Origin of the sequence: Sorangium sp. So ce281 (assembly GCF_051527395.1) — a bacterium.
Classification (GTDB): domain Bacteria; phylum Myxococcota_A; class Polyangia; order Polyangiales; family Polyangiaceae; genus Sorangium; species Sorangium cellulosum_B.
This window is the reverse complement of record NZ_CP150322.1, coordinates 3,749,507-3,765,064: the sequence shown is the minus strand read 5'-3', so window position 1 is coordinate 3,765,064 and position 15,558 is coordinate 3,749,507. Positions and strand designations below refer to the sequence as shown.

The following is a 15,558-nucleotide window of genomic DNA, read 5'->3' as shown; positions in this document are numbered from 1 at the left end:
GCGGAGGCACGCCGCGATGGCCGCGCCCCGACTCTCCGACTCTCGAGCTCGGATCACCGCGATGTTACCCGATGCACGCGCCGCACGAGCAACTGTTGGAAACGTCTCGGACAAATCGCCTTTGCTCCGCTTGCGGTGGCGGGGATACCATCCGGCGCCCATGAGAGGCTTCATCACGGTGGGCGCGGCGCTCGCGGGCGCGCTGATCGGCATCGCCCTCGGCCCGTCGTCCGCGCGCGCGGAGGGGCCCGGCGCCGTCGCGCTCAGCCGGTTCGAGCCGACACCCGCGGGGGATCCGCTCTTCGGTGTGCCGTCGCCGTTCATCGGAGGGCACCTGGTCCCGCGCGGGCTCGCCCTGTTCGACCACGCGGAGGACCCGCTCACGCTCGGAGGCGGCGCCTCGCCGGAGCGGACGATCGTCGGCAGCCAGTCGCTCCTCCACGTCGGCGGCTCCCTCTCGCTGTGGGATCGGCTGCTCGTCTCGGCGTCGCTGCCGCTCGCGCTCGCCCAGAGCGGCGACGGCGCCGCGGCGGCGGCCGGCGCGGGCGCCCCCGAGGCGCCGTCTTCCCCGGAGCTCGGCGATCTGCGCCTCGGCGTGCGCGTCCGGCTGCTCGGCGACGAGGGCGACCCCTTCCAGCTCGGCACGAGCGCGTCCCTGCACCTGCCCACGGGCAGCTCGGACGCGTACGTCGGCGAGGGCGCGGTCCGCGTCACGCCGCAGCTCCTGCTCGGCGGGCGCATCGCGCGCGTCGTGTGGAGCGTCGCGGCCGGCGCGGTGATGCGGAGCTCCGAGAGCCCCTCGACGCTCGCCTATGGCGGCGGCGCGGGCGTGCTCCTCTGGGACGAGCGGCTGCAGCTCGGCCCGGAGGTGGTCGCCGAGACGATGCTCCAGGGCGGCTCCCTGTCGCTCACCGCGCGCGAGCGGGTCGAGGTGGAGAGGACGACGAGCGCGGAGCTCCTGCTCGGCGCTCGGTTCCGCCCGTTCCGCCCGTTCCGCCCCCTCGCCGGCCTCGTCGTCGGGGCGGCCGCCGGGCCGGGCATCGGCGACGCGATCGGCACGCCGTCGTTCCGCGCGATGGGGACGGTGGCGTGGGCTCCCCCGGCGCCGCCGCCCGCCGGCGCGGCGGCGGACGCGAACGCGGATCCGGACATGGACGGCATCCCCGGCGCGCGGGACGCGTGCCCGTACGCGCACGGCCCGGCCAGCGCCGACGCGAAGAGGAACGGCTGCCCCGTCGAGGACGAGGACGAGGACGGTGTCGCCGATCAGGACGACCTCTGCCCCCACGCGGCCGCGGGCTCCGGGGGCGGCGACCCGTCGCGGCGCGGCTGCCCCGAGCCGGCGCAAGGCGAGCAGGGGCCGGCCGCCGGCGGCGCGGGGCGATGACGGCGACGAGCGCGATCGGGCCATGGGACGCGGCCCCGCGCGGCGAGAGAGGGTGAAGAGGATGAAGCGAACCGTCATGATCACCGCGCTCGGCGTCACGCTGGCGCTCGCCGCGGCGCCGCGGAGCGCGGCCGCGCAGTGCTCCGCCGCCGGCCCGCTGCAGGACCTCATCGATGGCCTCGCCTTCCGGTGGGACATCGGCATGGACGGGGTGATCGGCGACGGGACGAACGACGCCTTCGACACCGGCATGGCGCTGCGGGTGGACGGGACCAGCTTCCCCTCCTCGCCCCGGGCCGAGGAGATGGACGGGCGGCAGCTCGTCCACGGGCCGGCGCTGATGGGCGAGCTCGAGGTCACCCGGAAGATCTACGTGCCGACGGACGAGGGCTGGGCGCGCTTCCTGGAGATCCTCCGCAACCCCACCACCGGCGAGCGGACGGCGGTCGTGCGGATCGAGACCAACGTCGGATCCGACAACGGCACCACCATCACGCAGTCGTACACGGGCGATCTGGCGTTCACGCCGGCGGATCGATGGCTCGCCACGGACGACGCCGACGACATGGCGGGGGACCCGAGCCTCCATTTCAATTTCTTCGGGCCTTCCGCGGCGATCGTGCCGGGGAGCGTCGGGATGACCACCTTCGACTGCGCGGCGACGCAGGGGCCCGTCGTCGAGTTCACCCTGAAGCTGCCGCCCGGGGGGACGCGGATCGTCATGCACTTCGGCGGCCAGCGCGCGAGCCGGGCCGACTCCCACGCGGGCGCGGCCCACCTCGACGCGCTCCCGGCGCCGGCGCTCGCCGGGATGTCGGCGCGCGAGCGGTCCTACGTCGTCAACTGGGACGCGGACGGCGACGGCGACGGCGACGGCGACGGCGTGAAGGACCTCGACGACAACTGCCCCTCCGTCCCGAACCCCGACCAGTCCGATCTCGACCGCGACGGCGAGGGCGACGCGTGCGACGGCGACGACGACGGCGACGGCGTCCTCGACGGCGACGACAACTGCCCGCTCACGCCGAACGCCGATCAGTCGGACCTCGAGGGCGACGGCGCGGGCGACGCCTGCGATCCCGACGACGACGGCGACGGCGTGCCCGACGACATCGACAACTGCCCGTCGGCGCCCAACGCGGGGCAGGAGAACAACAAGGACGAGTCGCCGCCGGACGAGCGCGGCGACGCGTGCGACGACGACGACGACAACGACCGCCTGGGCGACGACGGCGACAACTGCCCGCTCGTCCCCAACCCCGATCAGGCCGACGCCGACGCGGACGGCCGGGGCGACGCGTGCGACCTGAACGCGCTGGACAGGGACGACGACGGCGTGGAGGACGGCGTGGACAACTGCCTCTCCATCCCGAACCCCGACCAGTCCGATCTCGACCGCGACGGCGAGGGCGACGCGTGCGACGACGACGACGACGGCGACGGCGCGCCCGACGACGGCGACAACTGCCCGCTCACGGCGAACCCGAGCCAGCGCGACGGCGACGACGACGGCTACGGCGACCGGTGCGACGACGACGACGACGGCGACGGCGCCCCCGACGCCGACGACAACTGCCCGCTCCTCCCGAACGAAGGGCAGGAGGACGCGAACGGCGACCACGTCGGCGACGCGTGCGACTGCAGCGCGCCGGCGAAGCCCGACGGCGCCCCCTGCGACGACGGCGACCCCTGCACCCGGAACGACGCGTGCGACGGCGGCGCCTGCAAGGGCGGCGATCCGGTCGCGTGTGCGCCCTCCGGGAACGTCTGCACCTCCGCGCAGTGCCACCCGAGGCACGGCGAGTGCGCGCTCTTCCCCAACGAGGGCGCCCGCTGCCCCGGCGGCACCTGCGTGGCCGGCGGCTGCGTGCCCGACGACGCCGGCAGCGGAGGCGGCGGCGCGGGCGGCAAAGACGGTGCGGGCGGCGGCGACGCGGGCTCGGGCGGCGGCGGCGATGCGGGCTCGGGCGGTGGCGACGCCGGTGCGGGTGGCGGCGGCGCCGGTGCGGGCGGCGGCGAAGACGGCTCTGGCGGCGAGGGCCTCACCCCCAGGCCGCTGCGCGGCGACCCCCGGGCGCACGGCAACGGCTGCGGGCTCGCGGCGGGCGCCGGCGGGCCGGCGGGCTCGGCAGCGGCGTGGCTCGCCGCTGCGGCGCTCCTCGCGCGGTGGCGGCGGCGGCGCGGGTGACGCGCGCCGACGGCCGCGTCACTCCACGGCCGTGCTGACAGGGGCGCCTCCGGCGGCGGCGCCCCCCTCCCCCGCTGCCGCCGGCTGGCGAGGCCCCTCCGCGCCGGCGCTCCCGGCCTTGCCGCCGGCGTAGCGCCTGCCGGCTCGCTCGGACGCCTTCAGGACGGGGCCGCGGATCGTCTCGATGGCTTCCGCCGGAGCGCTGGAGATCTCCAGGTTGGAGAGCACCGCGGCGACGACGCGGAGCCATTGATTGCGCGCCGCCAGGATCGTCGCGTTCACGACCGGCGCGGTCTTCTCCTTGGCGGCGAGCGCGTCCCGCCGGTGCTCGATCGTCGAGAGCTCCTTGCCCGACGCGATCCACCGCTGCACGGTGTGGAGCAGCGTCGTCTTGCCGGGCGCCGGGATCGCCTTGAGGAACGCGGCGATCGAGGGCTCCTCGTCGAGGAGCCGGGCGATCCGCGCCGTGTTGCCCGACTCCGCGGTGGGCGACGCCTTGATGATGGCGAGCCCGGTCGGGAACAGGCTGGCCTGGGCCTGATCACACGCCTCCGCCCGCCCGACGTCCGGCGGCTCCTCCGCCAGACAGTGCTCGCGGTGCGCGTCGATGCCGTACGAGACCGCCTTGGCCAGGTGATCGTGGCGCTCGTCGACCCTCGAGATCTCTTCGTTGAAGGCCGTCATCCCGGCCGACACGCCCGTCTTGGTCGGGCGAACCGCCAGCACGGCGCCGTGGACCTCGGCCACCTTGTCGTGCAGCCCGGCGATCTCCGGGATCGACAGGAACAGCCGCTTCCGCTGGGCATCCTCGATCCACGGAGCGACGAGGGCGACCATCTCTTCAATCATCAGGTGTTTCAACATGGGACAGACCTCCACGTGGGGGACAGCGTGTCGTGCCAGGGAAGCGCCGGTCTCGTGTCCTGTCGATGACACCCGATTACAGGAGCAACCGCGGAGCGCGCAGCGCGGCCCCAGGGCGCGCCTCGGGGTGACCGACGCGACGTGACGGCCCTCACCGGCGCCCGTCATGGGCCGAGGCTCACAAAAGCCGGAGGAAGGCGGCCCCGATCTGGCGCGGAGCGTAATTTTGAAGGGAAGCCCAGGTGTGGACCTGGGCTCCGCGAGCCTGGCAAGGTCCTGGGAAGGTCGCGATCTTGCCGGCGCGTCGAGCTCCTGCGCTCGGGCAGATCGCGACCTGGGCGAGCGCCTGACGACGTGCGTCAGCTCAGGTCGCGTTCTCGGCGGGACACCCGAGCTCGAGCGTCCTCCCAGATCGCGACCTGCCGGAACGCCGGACGGCGAGCGTCAGCCCAGGTCACGTCCTTGACGGCGGGTCGCTGTCGACCGCTTTCCCAGATCGCGACCTGCCGGAACGCCGGACGACGAGCGTCAGCCCAGGTCACGCTCTCGACGGCACATCGATGTCGAGCGCTCGCCCAGATCGCGACCTGCCGGAACGCCGGACGGCGAGCCCTCGGGTGGATGGAGGGGGACTCCGGCCAAAGGTAAGGTCTTTTGAACCGCCAAGAGACGCCCAAAGACGCCAATTTTTTGTGTTTTTCTTGGCGTTTCTTGGCGTCTCTTGGCGGTTCCATCCTCACGGCTTCGCGGAGCCCGACGCCGACCACGGCCCGCACGTCGGCAGGCCCACGGTCTTCTGGACGCACGCGGCCGTCACCGGCGACGTCACGACGGCCGCGATCTTGCCGGCGGCCACCTGATCACAGACGGCGGTCGGCAGCTGGATCCGCCCGTCCTCCGCCACCCGGAAGCCATCGGCGCTGCCGGCGTCGAGCGCCACAAGGCAACGGTCGGCGTCATCGCAGATCCCGTCTCCCGCGGCGGTCTCCAGCGCCACGTTGAGCGGGACCCCGCCCTCGCCCGCGATCGAGCACGCCGCGTCGACCTCCGCAGGCGTCGTGCCCTGGAAGCAGGCCGTCACGTCGAAGCAACCGCCGTCGCCGTCGCCGTCGCCGCCGCCATAGACGTCCCCGGGCGCGTAGTCGGGGAGCGCGCCCGCGTCGACCTCGCTCGACGCGCACGCCCCCGCGACGCAGGTCTGCCCCTCCGAGCAGTGCTTGTTCACCACGCCGCCGCTCTCGTCGCTCTCGCCCGAGTCGTCGCAGAGGAAGTTGAGCGGCAGCGTCAGCAGCGCGACGCGGTTCTTCGGGATCCTCGTGACCGCCTCGCGCAGGATGCGTATCGCGCCGAGCTCGTCCCCGATGAGGGCGCTGACCTTGATCCGGATCGAGTCGCCCCCGCCGCTCGAGGAGTAGAAGCCGATCGTCGCCGGCAGGCGCGCGGCGGCGTCGGGCTTGCCGAGCCGCTCGTAGGACGCCGAGAACTTGGGGGTGCCGCCCTCGAACACCTGCACCTGGAGGGCGCTGAAGTCCTTGGGCACCTCGAGATCCGTCGAGACGGCGAGCATGATCTCGTCCGGCGGAGAGCACCCGCAGGCAGCGACGGCGGCGAGCGCGGCGAGCGCCGCCCGGGCGGCGGCGCTCATCGGCCACCCCCGAAGGGGATCGTGAACGTGGCGCCGCCCTTCCGGGCCAGGGAGACCGAGCCGGGCGACGTGCGGCCGTCGACCGGCGGCTCCGGGCCGAAGACCCCCGTGGCGACCAGGACCGCGCCCGCGACCACCAGCACGCCGCCGCCGATCCAGAGCCAGGTCTCGACGTTCCCTTGCCTGGGCTGCGGGACCAGCGTGACCTGCACGCGGCGCGTCTGGTCGTCCTGGATCATCACCTCGGACTGGTGCGTCACCATGCCGGACGCCGTGACGCGGAGCGCGTGACCGCCGCTCGGCACAGGGCCGTCGTAGCCGCCGCGGCCGACCACGCGACCGTCGATGGAGATGACGGCGTCCGGCGCCGCCGTGACGATGAGCCGCCCCTGATGGACCTCTTTCACCAGCGTGGCCGTCACCGTGACCTCGCCGCCGCCCGTCACCTGCTGGGAGACCTCGACGTCCTTGAAGCCCTTCTTGGTCACCCGGATCTTCCGGGTGCCGACGTCGAGCAGCACGGGCTCGCTCAGCGGCGTCTTGCCGACCTCCTCGCCGTCGACGAAGACCGTGGCCCCCGCCTCGCTGGCCTTCAGATCGAGCCGGCTCACGTAGGCCTTCGTCGCCTCGATGAGCGCGGCGGCGTCCTGGCGATCCTGCTCCCCGAGCTGGGGGCCGGCGTCCCTGAGGAGCCTCTCGACCGTCCCGAGGAGGCGCGCGTAGCGCTTCAGGTTCTTCTGGCAGAGGGCGATGTTCCAGAGCAGCCGCGGGTCGCCGGAGAGCTCGAAGGAACGCTCGAACTTGATGATGGCGTTGCGGTAGTCGCCGTCGTTGAAGAGGATCCGCGCCGCCTCGTACTCGGCCTTGGCCTCGCCGGTGAGCGTCGCGGACAGCGGCCCCTGGACGGCAGGCGCGCCCGCGGCGGGCGCCGGCTGCGCCCCCGCGGGCGCCGGCTGCGCTCCCGCAGGCGCCGGCTGCGCCCCCGCGGGCGCCGGCTGCGCCCCCGCGGGCGCGAGGGCCGTCAGCACGGCGCCGCCGAGCGCGACCGCGGCGCCGGTACGCCGGCCCCTGCGGCTCCACAGCGGGAGCCGTTCGCTTCCTGGCCAACTCATCTGGGCTTACCTTTGTCGTTCAGCACATCGAAGATGCTCCCCGGCTGCGCGGCAGTCGCGGTCGCGGTCGCGGTCGCGGTCGGCGCGGCGGTCGCGGCCGGTGGGGCCGAGGGCGCGGCGGTGGGCTTCGGCCGAGGGCCCGTGGCGACCGGCGTCGCGCTCGCCGGCGTCTTCGGCCCGGCGGTCGGCAGCGGCGCCGCGGTGGCCACCGGCGCGGCGGTCGCCACCGGGGACACGGTCGCCGACGGCGCAACGGTCGCCGGCGGCTGCGGCTCCGCGGTCACCTCCGGAGGCGCGACCGGCGGGGGCGGGGCCGGCGTCGCGGGCGCCGAGGGCTCGGCGGAGGCGGTCGCCGTCGCGGCGGACAGGTCGGCGGGAGGAGCGTCCGCGCCGCCATGGAACGTGACGAAGCGCAGGACCCCGCCGATCACCACGGCGGCGCCCACCACGGCCAGCGCGAGCACGACGCCGCTCCGCGCGCGCGCCCCGGGCGCGGTGCCCGCCGGGCCAGCCGTGTGGCCGGCCGCGCCGCCCGCCGTCGCGCCGGCGGGCGGCGCCGCGCTGTGCCGCGCGGTCGCCGCGGGGACGCCGCTCACGCGCTCCTGCGACGTCTGCCAGGGGGGCGGCGTGCTCATGCGCTCGCGCACGGAGCTCGCCCGGTCCCGGAAGGAGACCGCGGGGACGAGCCCCAGCGTCCGCTCGATCCGCTCCAGCGAGGCCAGCGCGAGCGGAGGCCCGAAATCGACGATGGCGCCCGCGAGCTCGGCGACCGACTTGAAGCGCTTCGTGACGTCCCTCTCGAGGCAGCGCAGGATCGCCGCCTCGAGGCCCGGCGGCAGGTCGCTCCGGAACGTGCTCGGGGGCGGCGGCGGCTCGGTGTTGATCATCAGGATGAGCTCGGACAGCGAGCTCGCGTCGAAGGGGACACGCGCCGTGACCAGCTGGTAGAGGATGGCGCCGAGCGACCAGATGTCGGCGCGCGCGTCGACCGAGCGCGCCGAGCGCATCTGCTCGGGCGCCATGTAGAGGGGCGAGCCGAGCACCATCGCCGTCTTCGTCAGCCCGAGCTCCGGCTCGGCCCCGGCCGTCGACGGGTCCGCGAGCGCCTTCGAGATGCCGAAGTCGAGCACCTTCACCATGCCGCTGCCGTCCGCCGCGCGCGTGAGGAAGAGGTTCGCCGGCTTGAGATCGCGGTGGATGATGCCGGCCGCGTGCGCCTCCGCGATGGCCTCGCAGGCCTCGAGCACGTAGCCCACGGCCTCCTCCAGCTCGAGCGGGCCGCGCTGCCGCAGCGTCTCCTGGAGGTCGCTGCCGTCCAGGTACTCCATCACCATGAACGGCGCGCCCGTCTCGAGCGTCCCGACGTCGAGCACGCGCGCGACGTGCTCGCTCTTCAGGCGCACCGCCGCGCGCGCCTCGCGCACGAAGCGCTCCACCATCTCGTCGTTGGCGCCGGGATGGAGCAGCTTGATGGCGACCCGCTGGTGGAGCTGCTCGTGCAACGCGGCGACGACGACGCCCATGCCCCCTTGCCCGAGGATGCGCTCGACCCGGTATTTCCCCGATAGAATTTGACCTTCGGTGACCGGTGAGCTCACGGACGCTCCCGCGCTGGGGCTGCCTCCAGGGCGCCACCACCGCCACGTTATCCAGGGGGCCACCTTATGCGATCCGGCGCTCGCGTCCAAGGCCATTGCCGGGTCGCCCGTCACGTCATCGGGATCACGCCGCTTCCCTTGCCGCCGAGGGCGACTACCCTACGCGCCATGCCCCGCATCGCCAACGTCGAGCGCAAGACGCGCGAGACCGACATCCGCATCGAGATCGATCTCGACGGCCAGGGCCGCTCGGAGATCAAGACGCCGCTCCCCTTCCTCACGCACATGCTCGATCAGATCGCCCGCCACGGCCTGTTCGACCTCGCGATCCACGCCGAGGGCGACGTCGAGATCGACGGCCACCACACGACCGAGGACTGCGGCATCACCCTGGGCACGGCCGTGCAGAAGGCGCTCGGCGACAAGGCGGGCATCGCCCGCTACGGCGAGGCGACGCTCCCCATGGATGAGGCGCTCGCGCAGTGCGCGCTGGACCTCTCCGGCAGGCCCTACTTCGTCTGGCGCGTGCCGCTGCCCAAGGCGAAGCTCGGCACCTGGGACGTCGAGCTCGCCCCGGTGTTCTTCGAGGGCTTCGCGCGCGGCGTCGGCGCGAACCTCCACGTCCGCCTCATCGAGGGGGACAACCTGCACCACATCGTCGAGATCTGCTTCAAGTCGTTCGCCAAGGCGCTGATGAAGGCGACCCGGTTCGAGCCGCGCGTCGCCGGTATCCCGTCCACCAAGGGGAGCCTCTGAGCCATGCAAGCCGTCGCGCTCGTCGATTTCGGGATGGGCAACCTGCGCTCCGTGGAGCGGGCGCTCCAGAAGGCCGCCGAGGACGCCGGCGCGCCGTGCGCGGTGACGCGCACGGGCGACCCGGAGATCATCGGCCGGGCCGACAAGGTGGTGGTGCCCGGCCAGGGCGCGTTCCGCGACTGCGCCGCGGCGCTGCAGCGCGGCATCGGCGAGGCGCTGCGGGGGCAGATCCGGAAGGGGACGCCCTACCTCGGCATCTGCCTCGGCATGCAGGCGCTCTTCGACGGGAGCGAGGAGGCGGAGGGCGCGCGCGGGCTCGGCGTGTTCCCCGGCACCGTCGAGCGCCTCACCGCGCAGCCGAGCGCGGCCGGGGCGGACGCGGCTCCCGGCGAGCCCTGGGTCGGGATCAAGATCCCCCACATGGGCTGGAACCGCATCGCGTTCGCGCGCGAGGTGCGGGGCCCGCTCGCGGTGTTCGCGGGCGAGCGCCCCTTCGTCTACTTCGTCCACAGCTACCACGCCGTCCCGCTCGACCCCGCGCTTGTCGCGGCGACGACGGAGCACGGCCCGCACCGCATCACCGCCGCGATCGAGCGGGACAACGTCACAGCGACGCAGTTCCACCCCGAGAAGAGCCAGGCCGCCGGCCTGCGCCTGCTCGCCCGCTTCCTGAACGGCTGACCCGCCCGCGCGTCAGTGCGGGCGCAGCAGGCGCTGGTGCACCTGCTTGACCTGCGCGAGCTTGAGGTGCGCGCCCAGGGGAAGCTCGGACGCGCGCGGCGCGCCCACGCCGCGCCCGCGCCGCGCCCGGCGCGGGCGCGAGGGGGGAACCGGCGCGGAGATCGGCGAGGAGCGCCGCGCCGCCCTCCCCCGCTGCGGCCGCCGCGGGGCGAGCGGGAGATCGACGATGAAGGCCGCGCCGCAGCCGAGCTCGCTCTCGACCCGGATCGCGCCGCCGTGCGCGCGCGCCGCGACGTGCGCGATGTACAGGCCGAGCCCCAGGCCGCCGAAGCGCTCCACCGGGACGGCCCGCTCGAAGCGCGCGAAGATCCGCGCCTGGTCCTCCCGCGCGATCCCCATGCCGCGGTCGCGCACGATGAGCCGCGCCCGCGCGCGCGTCGCGCGCACCTCGATCGAGATCGGCTTGCCCTCGCCGAAGGTGAGCGCGTTCTTGATCAGGTGGAACGCCATGCGCTCGAGGTGAGACCGGTCCCACCAGCCGATCACCGGGCCCTCGGCCGCGACCGAGATGGCGCCGCACGCGGCCGGCCGGTGCGCGACCGCCGTCGCGATCACCTCGCGGATGAGCCCGACGAGATCGACCGGCTCGCGCGCCGGGGCGCCGCGGGCCAGGCCGCCGTGCCTCGCCTGGAACATGTCGTCGCAGAGCCGGGCGAGACGGCCGAGCTGACGGTCGAAGACGATCAACATCGCCGCCGCCCACGCCGGGGTCTTCTCCGGCTCCTGCTGGCTCATCCGCTTCGTCAGCTGGAGCTGCAGGAGGAGCGATGTCACGGGCGTCCTGATCTCGTGCGCGGCGAGCACGAGGAAATCCTCCCGGATCCGGGCGGTGTCGTCGCGGATCGGGACAGCGGGGAGAGGAGGGTCGAAGTCGTCCAAAAACGCGGTCATGGCAGAGCCTGCTGGGCGGAGTTGTGGTGTGCCTCCGCGCCCGCGAAAGCACGGGGTGTGCCGCCCCAGGATGGCCCGCAGATTGCCACTTCTGGCGGCAGGCGAGCGCCCCATCTGCCGAGCGGACGCGCGTCAAGGCGTCGCATCGCGCCGTCCACTGCGCAAAAAACCAGCGAAGGTGAGCCGAGCCGCCTGGGCCGTTCTGCAGCGGGCGGCGCCTCGGGTCACGCCGGAGCGCCGCCAGGCCGCTGCGGTACACGGGTCAGGGTGCGCCCCTGCTTGCGGGGCAGGGTCCGCGGAGCAGCTTTGTCCGCATGCAACACCAGAGTGGAGAGCAACACCGGAGTATGGAGCCGGGGGCCAGGGCTCAGGTACGCGGATCCATGAGCGAGCTGCACGCGCTGCTCAGGGAGTTCGACACCGCCATGCTCGTCACGATGACGCCGGAAGGGCTGATGCGGGGGCGACCGATGGAGATCCAGGAGCCGGCCGAGCTGATGGATTGCGATCTCTGGTTCGTGACGGAGGACGAGGCGGCGAAGACAGGCGAGATCGCCCGCGAGCACCAGGTGGCCGTCTGCTGCTACAGGCCGCGGGATCGGGCGTACATCTCGATCTCGGCGCGCGCGACGATCGAGAGGAACGAGGAGAAGATCCAGAGCCTCTGGAAGCCCTCGTGGAAGGCGTGGCTGCCGGCCGGCCCCACCCACCCGCACGCCGCCCTCCTGAAGCTCTATGTCGAGCGCGCCGAGTACTGGGAGCCCGAGGGCGGGCGGCTGCGGGTCCTCTACGAGAAGGCCAAGGCGCTCGTCCAGCGGAGGTCGGCGGAAGACAAGCTGAACCCGCCGAAGCACATCTGAGCCGCGCCGCGCCTGCGGCGGCGATCGAGCAGGCGTGACCCGGAGCGAGAGGGCCCTTGGGCTGGAGGAACCTCGGATGGATCAGCCAGGCGGCGGCGTGGCGTCGGCCGCGCGCTCCCCGCCAGGGGCGCTGCTCTCGAGCGCCGCGCAGATCTCGGCAAAGCCGTCAAAGGGTGTGCACGGTATCCCGTCGCGGGAGCAGAGCACGTCGAGGGCGCTGTCCCGCACCGCGAACACGCGATCGCAGCGCCGCGCGGCGGGGTAGTCCAGCCGGCCGTCGCCGATGTAGACCGTGGAGGTCTCGCCGGTGGCCGCCTTCAGCTGGTCGAGCACGCGGATCTTGAAGTCCTCGCCGGGGCCGAGCGGCACCGTCTCGGGCACGGTCACGCGCCAGCGCCCATCGAAGACCGCATCGAAGCAAGAGAACGCGGTGCCCGGCGGCAGGAACTCGCGGATGTAGAACGGCAGGCCGTGGCTGATCACGTGGAACTCCCACGCGCGGCGGGCGCACAGGGCCAGAAGATCCCCGAAGCCCGACCGCAGCTCGGCGTGCGGGCGCAGCGCGGCCAGGAGCTCGGCGGCCGGGCGATCCACGTCGGCGTAGCCGCGGCGGAGGAGCTCGAACGGCGTGATCTCGCCGCGGGCGGCAGGCGCGAGCAGCACCTGCCGCCAGTCATAGCGAAGGTGGGCGTCCCAGATCCGGTTCGTCAGGTCGTCGCGGGTGATGGTGCCGTCGAAGTCGCAAAGAATGAGCACGACCGCTCATTTGCACGCCGCCACGCCGGACGCCACCGCCGTGCTGCCCTGGTCCGACCAGCGCCCGTCCATGACCGCGGCCGCCGATCGCGCCGGGGGCCGCGGCCGTCACAGCGCGACAGGGAACGGGTTGCGCTCGCTGAACCCGGTCTGGTGAAAGTAGGGATAGGGCAGCTTCGCCTTGCTCGCAGCATCCAGCTTCGCGATGTGCTCCGGCGCGAGGTTCCAGCCGACGGCCCCGAGGTTCTGTCGGAGCTGCTCCTCGTTACGAGCGCCGATGATCACGTTCGCGACGCTCGGCCGCTGCAGCAGCCAGTTGAGCGCGATCTGCGGGACGGTCTTGCCCGTCTCCTTCGCCACCTCGTCGAGCGCGTCGACCACACGATAGAGGTACTCGTCGTCGATCTGCGGCCCCCCCTCGACAGACAGCTTGTTCCGGAGCCGGCTGACCTCCGGCAACGGCTGCCCGCGCCGGATCTTCCCCGTGAGCCGCCCCCAGCCCAGCGGGCTCCAGACCACCGCGCCGACCTTCTGATCGAGCGCCAGCGGCATCAGCTCCCACTCGTAGTCGCGCGCCACCAGCGAATAATAGGCCTGGTGCGCCACGTACCGGGAGAGCCCATATTTCTCCGACACCGCGAGCGACTTCATCAGGTGCCAGCCGGAGAAGTTCGAACACCCGAGGTAGCGGATCTTCCCCGCTCGCACGAGATCGTCCAGCGTGCCGAGCGTCTCCTCGAGCGGCGTGACCGCGTCGAAGCCGTGCAGCTGAAAGAGATCGATGTAATCCGTCTGCAGCCGGCGCAGGCTCCCCTCGATCGACCGGATCAGGTGGTACCGCGACGAGCCGACGTCGTTGGGGCCCTTGCCGCTCCGGAACGTCGCCTTGGTGGAGAGGATGACCTTGTCGCGCCTGCCCTTGATCGCGTGGCCGAGGATCTCCTCGGCGAGCCCGTCGGAGTAGATGTCGGCCGAGTCGAACATGTTCATCCCGGCCTCGAGCGAGACGTCGACCAGCCGGGTCGCCTCGGCCACGTCGCTCGCGCCCCACCCCCGGAAGAACTCGTTGGAGCCACCGAACGTCCCCGTCCCGAGGCTCAGCACCGGTACCTTGAACCCTGACCCGCCGAGCTGTCTGAACTCCATGAATCGCCTCCGCGCCAAATGGGGACAACCTCTGAGCGCAGGGGGAGGAGCGCCGGACATCAGGCTCTCGCCCCCTTGCCGCGGTCGTGGAGGGGTAGGAACTCCAAAGCGATCCGGAAGTCAAGCACCGCCGTGGCCAGCGCGCGGCGCTGCAGGGAGCGCCGCAGCGGCCCGCCAGCACGGCCCGTCTGGCGCGCTCCGCGATCACAGCCCGAGATCGAACCGGAACGCCCGCAGCGCCTCCGCGCTCGCAGAGCACCGGAGGCGCTCGTCACGAGGCATCTGCCCGAGCGTGCGGGTGTGCCCGGCCGGGATGAACATCGGCTCCCAGTGGATGCCCTCGTCTCCCCGCTGCTCGACGGCGATCTCGCCGGGGACGCTGCCCGTGTAGACACGCAGCGTCCGGCCGTCGCAATAACACACCTTCTGGACCACGTGCGCCGCGCGCGACTGCCCCGGTGGGATGAGGGAGCAAATCCGGTCCTGCAGCCGCTCCCAGAACGGCATCGCGAGCGGGCCCGGGAAGCCGTTCAGGTGCTCGATGAAGAGGCCGCCGTGCTCGACGAAGAGCGGCACGAGGGAGAGCCGGTAGGCGGCGAGGGCCTCCTCGCGTACGACGGTGTCGAGATCCGAGGAGAGGATCTGGGGCACGTCGAGCCGGAGGACGCGGAGCGGCGTCGGGGCGTCCTTCCATACATAGGTCATGTCCGCGAGCTTGCGGTGGTTCGAGGAGACGAAATAGACCGTGACCATCGCCGTCACCCGTCCCCTCGCCCGTCCAGAGCGTCGAGCAGGGCCACGACGCTCTTCGTCTTGTCGTTCGGGTCGAGCTCGATCACGTCGATGTGCCAGTCCTCGAGCAGCGCCGGCTGGACGAGCCCGGCGCCGAAGGTCGCCCAGTAACCGCGGCGGTTCGACGCGCGCCTCGCGAGCTGCGGGCTGCCCTCGATGCGCATCTGCTCCATGCGGTACCAGATGTACCGGATGTCGACGTCGCCGAAGCTGTAGCCGAGGAAGAGGAAGCTGTTGCTGAGCAGATCGGCCCGCAGGCGCTGATCGGGCGCCGCCTCGAGCCGGAGGCGGCTGAAGTACTGCGATTCGGTGAGCACCACCGTCTCGGGCCAGTCGAGATCTCCATGAAACTTGATGACGTGGCACGCCCCCTGCGCCGGGCACCGCGCGAAGTCGTCGAACCTGGCGAGCGCCACGGCCTCTTTTCCTGCGTCCCGCAGCGCCTCCTCGATGTGGTGCTCGAAGTTGGTCGTGTAGATGGTCGAGAAGTCGCGGCGCGCCAGGGCCTTGTGCTGGCAGGAGCTCCTGCGCCGCTCGTCGACCTCGCGCGCGTGGAAGCGCGCGCGCATCTCGGCGATGAAGCTGTCGAGGCCGCCCGCGCACTCGCGGGCGAAGAAGCCGGCGAGCTGCGGGGGCAGGCCGTGCAGCTCGAAGAGCGCTGGCTCGAACCCGAGCGCGGCGCCCATCCACCCCATCAGCTCCTTCCACATCGGCAGCCGGAGCGGGGCAGAGAAGCCCGCGCCCAGAAAGGGAATGAGGCGACGTTCCCGGTACGCCTGCCGGAGCGGGATCGCCGCTTGCTCGAGCGTGAGTACAGCCATC

Annotated in this window: 14 protein-coding genes; 5 read left to right on the top strand and 9 right to left on the bottom strand. The window is 72.9% G+C overall.

Translation table 11 applies throughout. The annotated features are described in order from the left end of the window. The first annotated feature begins 160 nt into the window (after positions 1–160). Complete coding sequence (locus WMF27_RS14370) at positions 161–1,387, top strand: hypothetical protein (protein ID WP_437768308.1); 1,227 nt, start codon at positions 161–163, stop codon at positions 1,385–1,387. Positions 1,388–1,448: 61 nt separating this feature from the next. Then, positions 1,449–3,575: a thrombospondin type 3 repeat-containing protein gene (locus WMF27_RS14365; protein ID WP_437768309.1), complete on the top strand. Its 2,127-nt coding sequence runs from the start codon at positions 1,449–1,451 to the stop codon at positions 3,573–3,575. Positions 3,576–3,593: 18 nt separating this feature from the next. On the opposite strand, the gene WMF27_RS14360 is transcribed toward WMF27_RS14365, so the two are convergent. The 4 genes from WMF27_RS14360 to WMF27_RS14345 form a co-directional block, all read right to left on the bottom strand. Next, positions 3,594–4,439: a hypothetical protein gene (locus tag WMF27_RS14360; RefSeq protein WP_437768310.1), complete on the bottom strand. Its 846-nt coding sequence runs from the start codon at positions 4,437–4,439 to the stop codon at positions 3,594–3,596. Between the two features lie 736 nt (positions 4,440–5,175). Beyond that, positions 5,176–6,084, bottom strand: a complete 909-nt coding sequence (locus WMF27_RS14355) for a hypothetical protein (protein ID WP_437768311.1) — start codon at positions 6,082–6,084, stop codon at positions 5,176–5,178. Beyond that, positions 6,081–7,196 carry a PEGA domain-containing protein gene (locus WMF27_RS14350; RefSeq protein WP_437768312.1) on the bottom strand — a complete coding sequence of 372 codons (1,116 nt, stop codon included), beginning with the start codon at positions 7,194–7,196 and terminating at the stop codon, positions 6,081–6,083. The genes WMF27_RS14355 and WMF27_RS14350 overlap by 4 nt, the downstream gene beginning before the upstream one ends. Beyond that, on the bottom strand, positions 7,193–8,794 hold the full coding sequence (locus WMF27_RS14345) for a serine/threonine-protein kinase (protein WP_437768313.1): 1,602 nt from the start codon (positions 8,792–8,794) through the stop codon (positions 7,193–7,195). Before WMF27_RS14345 ends, WMF27_RS14350 begins: the two co-directional genes overlap by 4 nt. A 168-nt stretch (positions 8,795–8,962) precedes the next feature. Here WMF27_RS14345 and hisB point away from each other — a divergent pair, with 168 nt between their 5' ends. Beyond that, complete coding sequence (gene hisB, locus WMF27_RS14340; protein WP_437768314.1) at positions 8,963–9,550, top strand: imidazoleglycerol-phosphate dehydratase HisB; 588 nt, start codon at positions 8,963–8,965, stop codon at positions 9,548–9,550. 3 nt (positions 9,551–9,553) lie between these two features. After that, positions 9,554–10,231, top strand: coding sequence for an imidazole glycerol phosphate synthase subunit HisH (hisH, locus tag WMF27_RS14335; protein ID WP_437768315.1), 678 nt, complete (start codon positions 9,554–9,556; stop codon positions 10,229–10,231). Positions 10,232–10,243: 12 nt separating this feature from the next. Here hisH and WMF27_RS14330 read toward each other — a convergent pair whose 3' ends face one another. Further along, complete coding sequence (locus WMF27_RS14330; protein WP_437768316.1) at positions 10,244–11,182, bottom strand: sensor histidine kinase; 939 nt, start codon at positions 11,180–11,182, stop codon at positions 10,244–10,246. A 383-nt stretch (positions 11,183–11,565) separates the two neighbouring features. On the opposite strand from WMF27_RS14330, the gene WMF27_RS14325 reads away from it, so the two are divergent. Then, positions 11,566–12,042 carry a pyridoxamine 5'-phosphate oxidase family protein gene (locus tag WMF27_RS14325; RefSeq protein ID WP_437768317.1) on the top strand — a complete coding sequence of 159 codons (477 nt, stop codon included), beginning with the start codon at positions 11,566–11,568 and terminating at the stop codon, positions 12,040–12,042. Between the two features lie 81 nt (positions 12,043–12,123). Here the strand turns inward: WMF27_RS14325 and WMF27_RS14320 are convergent, their stop codons facing one another. The 4 genes from WMF27_RS14320 to WMF27_RS14305 all read right to left on the bottom strand — a co-directional run bounded on the left by WMF27_RS14320 (position 12,124) and on the right by WMF27_RS14305 (position 15,557). After that, positions 12,124–12,798: an HAD-IB family phosphatase gene (locus WMF27_RS14320; RefSeq protein ID WP_437768318.1), complete on the bottom strand. Its 675-nt coding sequence runs from the start codon at positions 12,796–12,798 to the stop codon at positions 12,124–12,126. 108 nt (positions 12,799–12,906) lie between these two features. Further along, positions 12,907–13,944 carry an aldo/keto reductase gene (locus WMF27_RS14315; RefSeq protein ID WP_437768319.1) on the bottom strand — a complete coding sequence of 346 codons (1,038 nt, stop codon included), beginning with the start codon at positions 13,942–13,944 and terminating at the stop codon, positions 12,907–12,909. A gap of 204 nt (positions 13,945–14,148) precedes the next feature. Further along, positions 14,149–14,697: a non-canonical purine NTP pyrophosphatase gene (locus WMF27_RS14310; protein ID WP_437769848.1), complete on the bottom strand. Its 549-nt coding sequence runs from the start codon at positions 14,695–14,697 to the stop codon at positions 14,149–14,151. A 5-nt stretch (positions 14,698–14,702) separates the two neighbouring features. Next, entirely contained in the window at positions 14,703–15,557 is an 855-nt protein-coding gene (locus WMF27_RS14305) for an SIR2 family NAD-dependent protein deacylase (protein ID WP_437768320.1), read from the bottom strand. Position 15,558: the final 1 nt, after the last annotated feature.

Coding starts and splice junctions, on each gene's coding strand:
- WMF27_RS14365 (WP_437768309.1), top strand. CDS start 1,449: ATGAAGCGAACCGTCATGATCACCGCGCTCGGCGTCACGCTGGCGCTC.
- WMF27_RS14310 (WP_437769848.1), bottom strand. CDS start 14,697: ATGGTCACGGTCTATTTCGTCTCCTCGAACCACCGCAAGCTCGCGGAC.
- hisB (WP_437768314.1), top strand. CDS start 8,963: ATGCCCCGCATCGCCAACGTCGAGCGCAAGACGCGCGAGACCGACATC.
- hisH (WP_437768315.1), top strand. CDS start 9,554: ATGCAAGCCGTCGCGCTCGTCGATTTCGGGATGGGCAACCTGCGCTCC.
- WMF27_RS14370 (WP_437768308.1), top strand. CDS start 161: ATGAGAGGCTTCATCACGGTGGGCGCGGCGCTCGCGGGCGCGCTGATC.
- WMF27_RS14355 (WP_437768311.1), bottom strand. CDS start 6,084: ATGAGCGCCGCCGCCCGGGCGGCGCTCGCCGCGCTCGCCGCCGTCGCT.
- WMF27_RS14305 (WP_437768320.1), bottom strand. CDS start 15,557: ATGGCTGTACTCACGCTCGAGCAAGCGGCGATCCCGCTCCGGCAGGCG.
- WMF27_RS14325 (WP_437768317.1), top strand. CDS start 11,566: ATGAGCGAGCTGCACGCGCTGCTCAGGGAGTTCGACACCGCCATGCTC.
- WMF27_RS14315 (WP_437768319.1), bottom strand. CDS start 13,944: ATGGAGTTCAGACAGCTCGGCGGGTCAGGGTTCAAGGTACCGGTGCTG.
- WMF27_RS14360 (WP_437768310.1), bottom strand. CDS start 4,439: ATGTTGAAACACCTGATGATTGAAGAGATGGTCGCCCTCGTCGCTCCG.
- WMF27_RS14330 (WP_437768316.1), bottom strand. CDS start 11,182: ATGACCGCGTTTTTGGACGACTTCGACCCTCCTCTCCCCGCTGTCCCG.
- WMF27_RS14350 (WP_437768312.1), bottom strand. CDS start 7,196: ATGAGTTGGCCAGGAAGCGAACGGCTCCCGCTGTGGAGCCGCAGGGGC.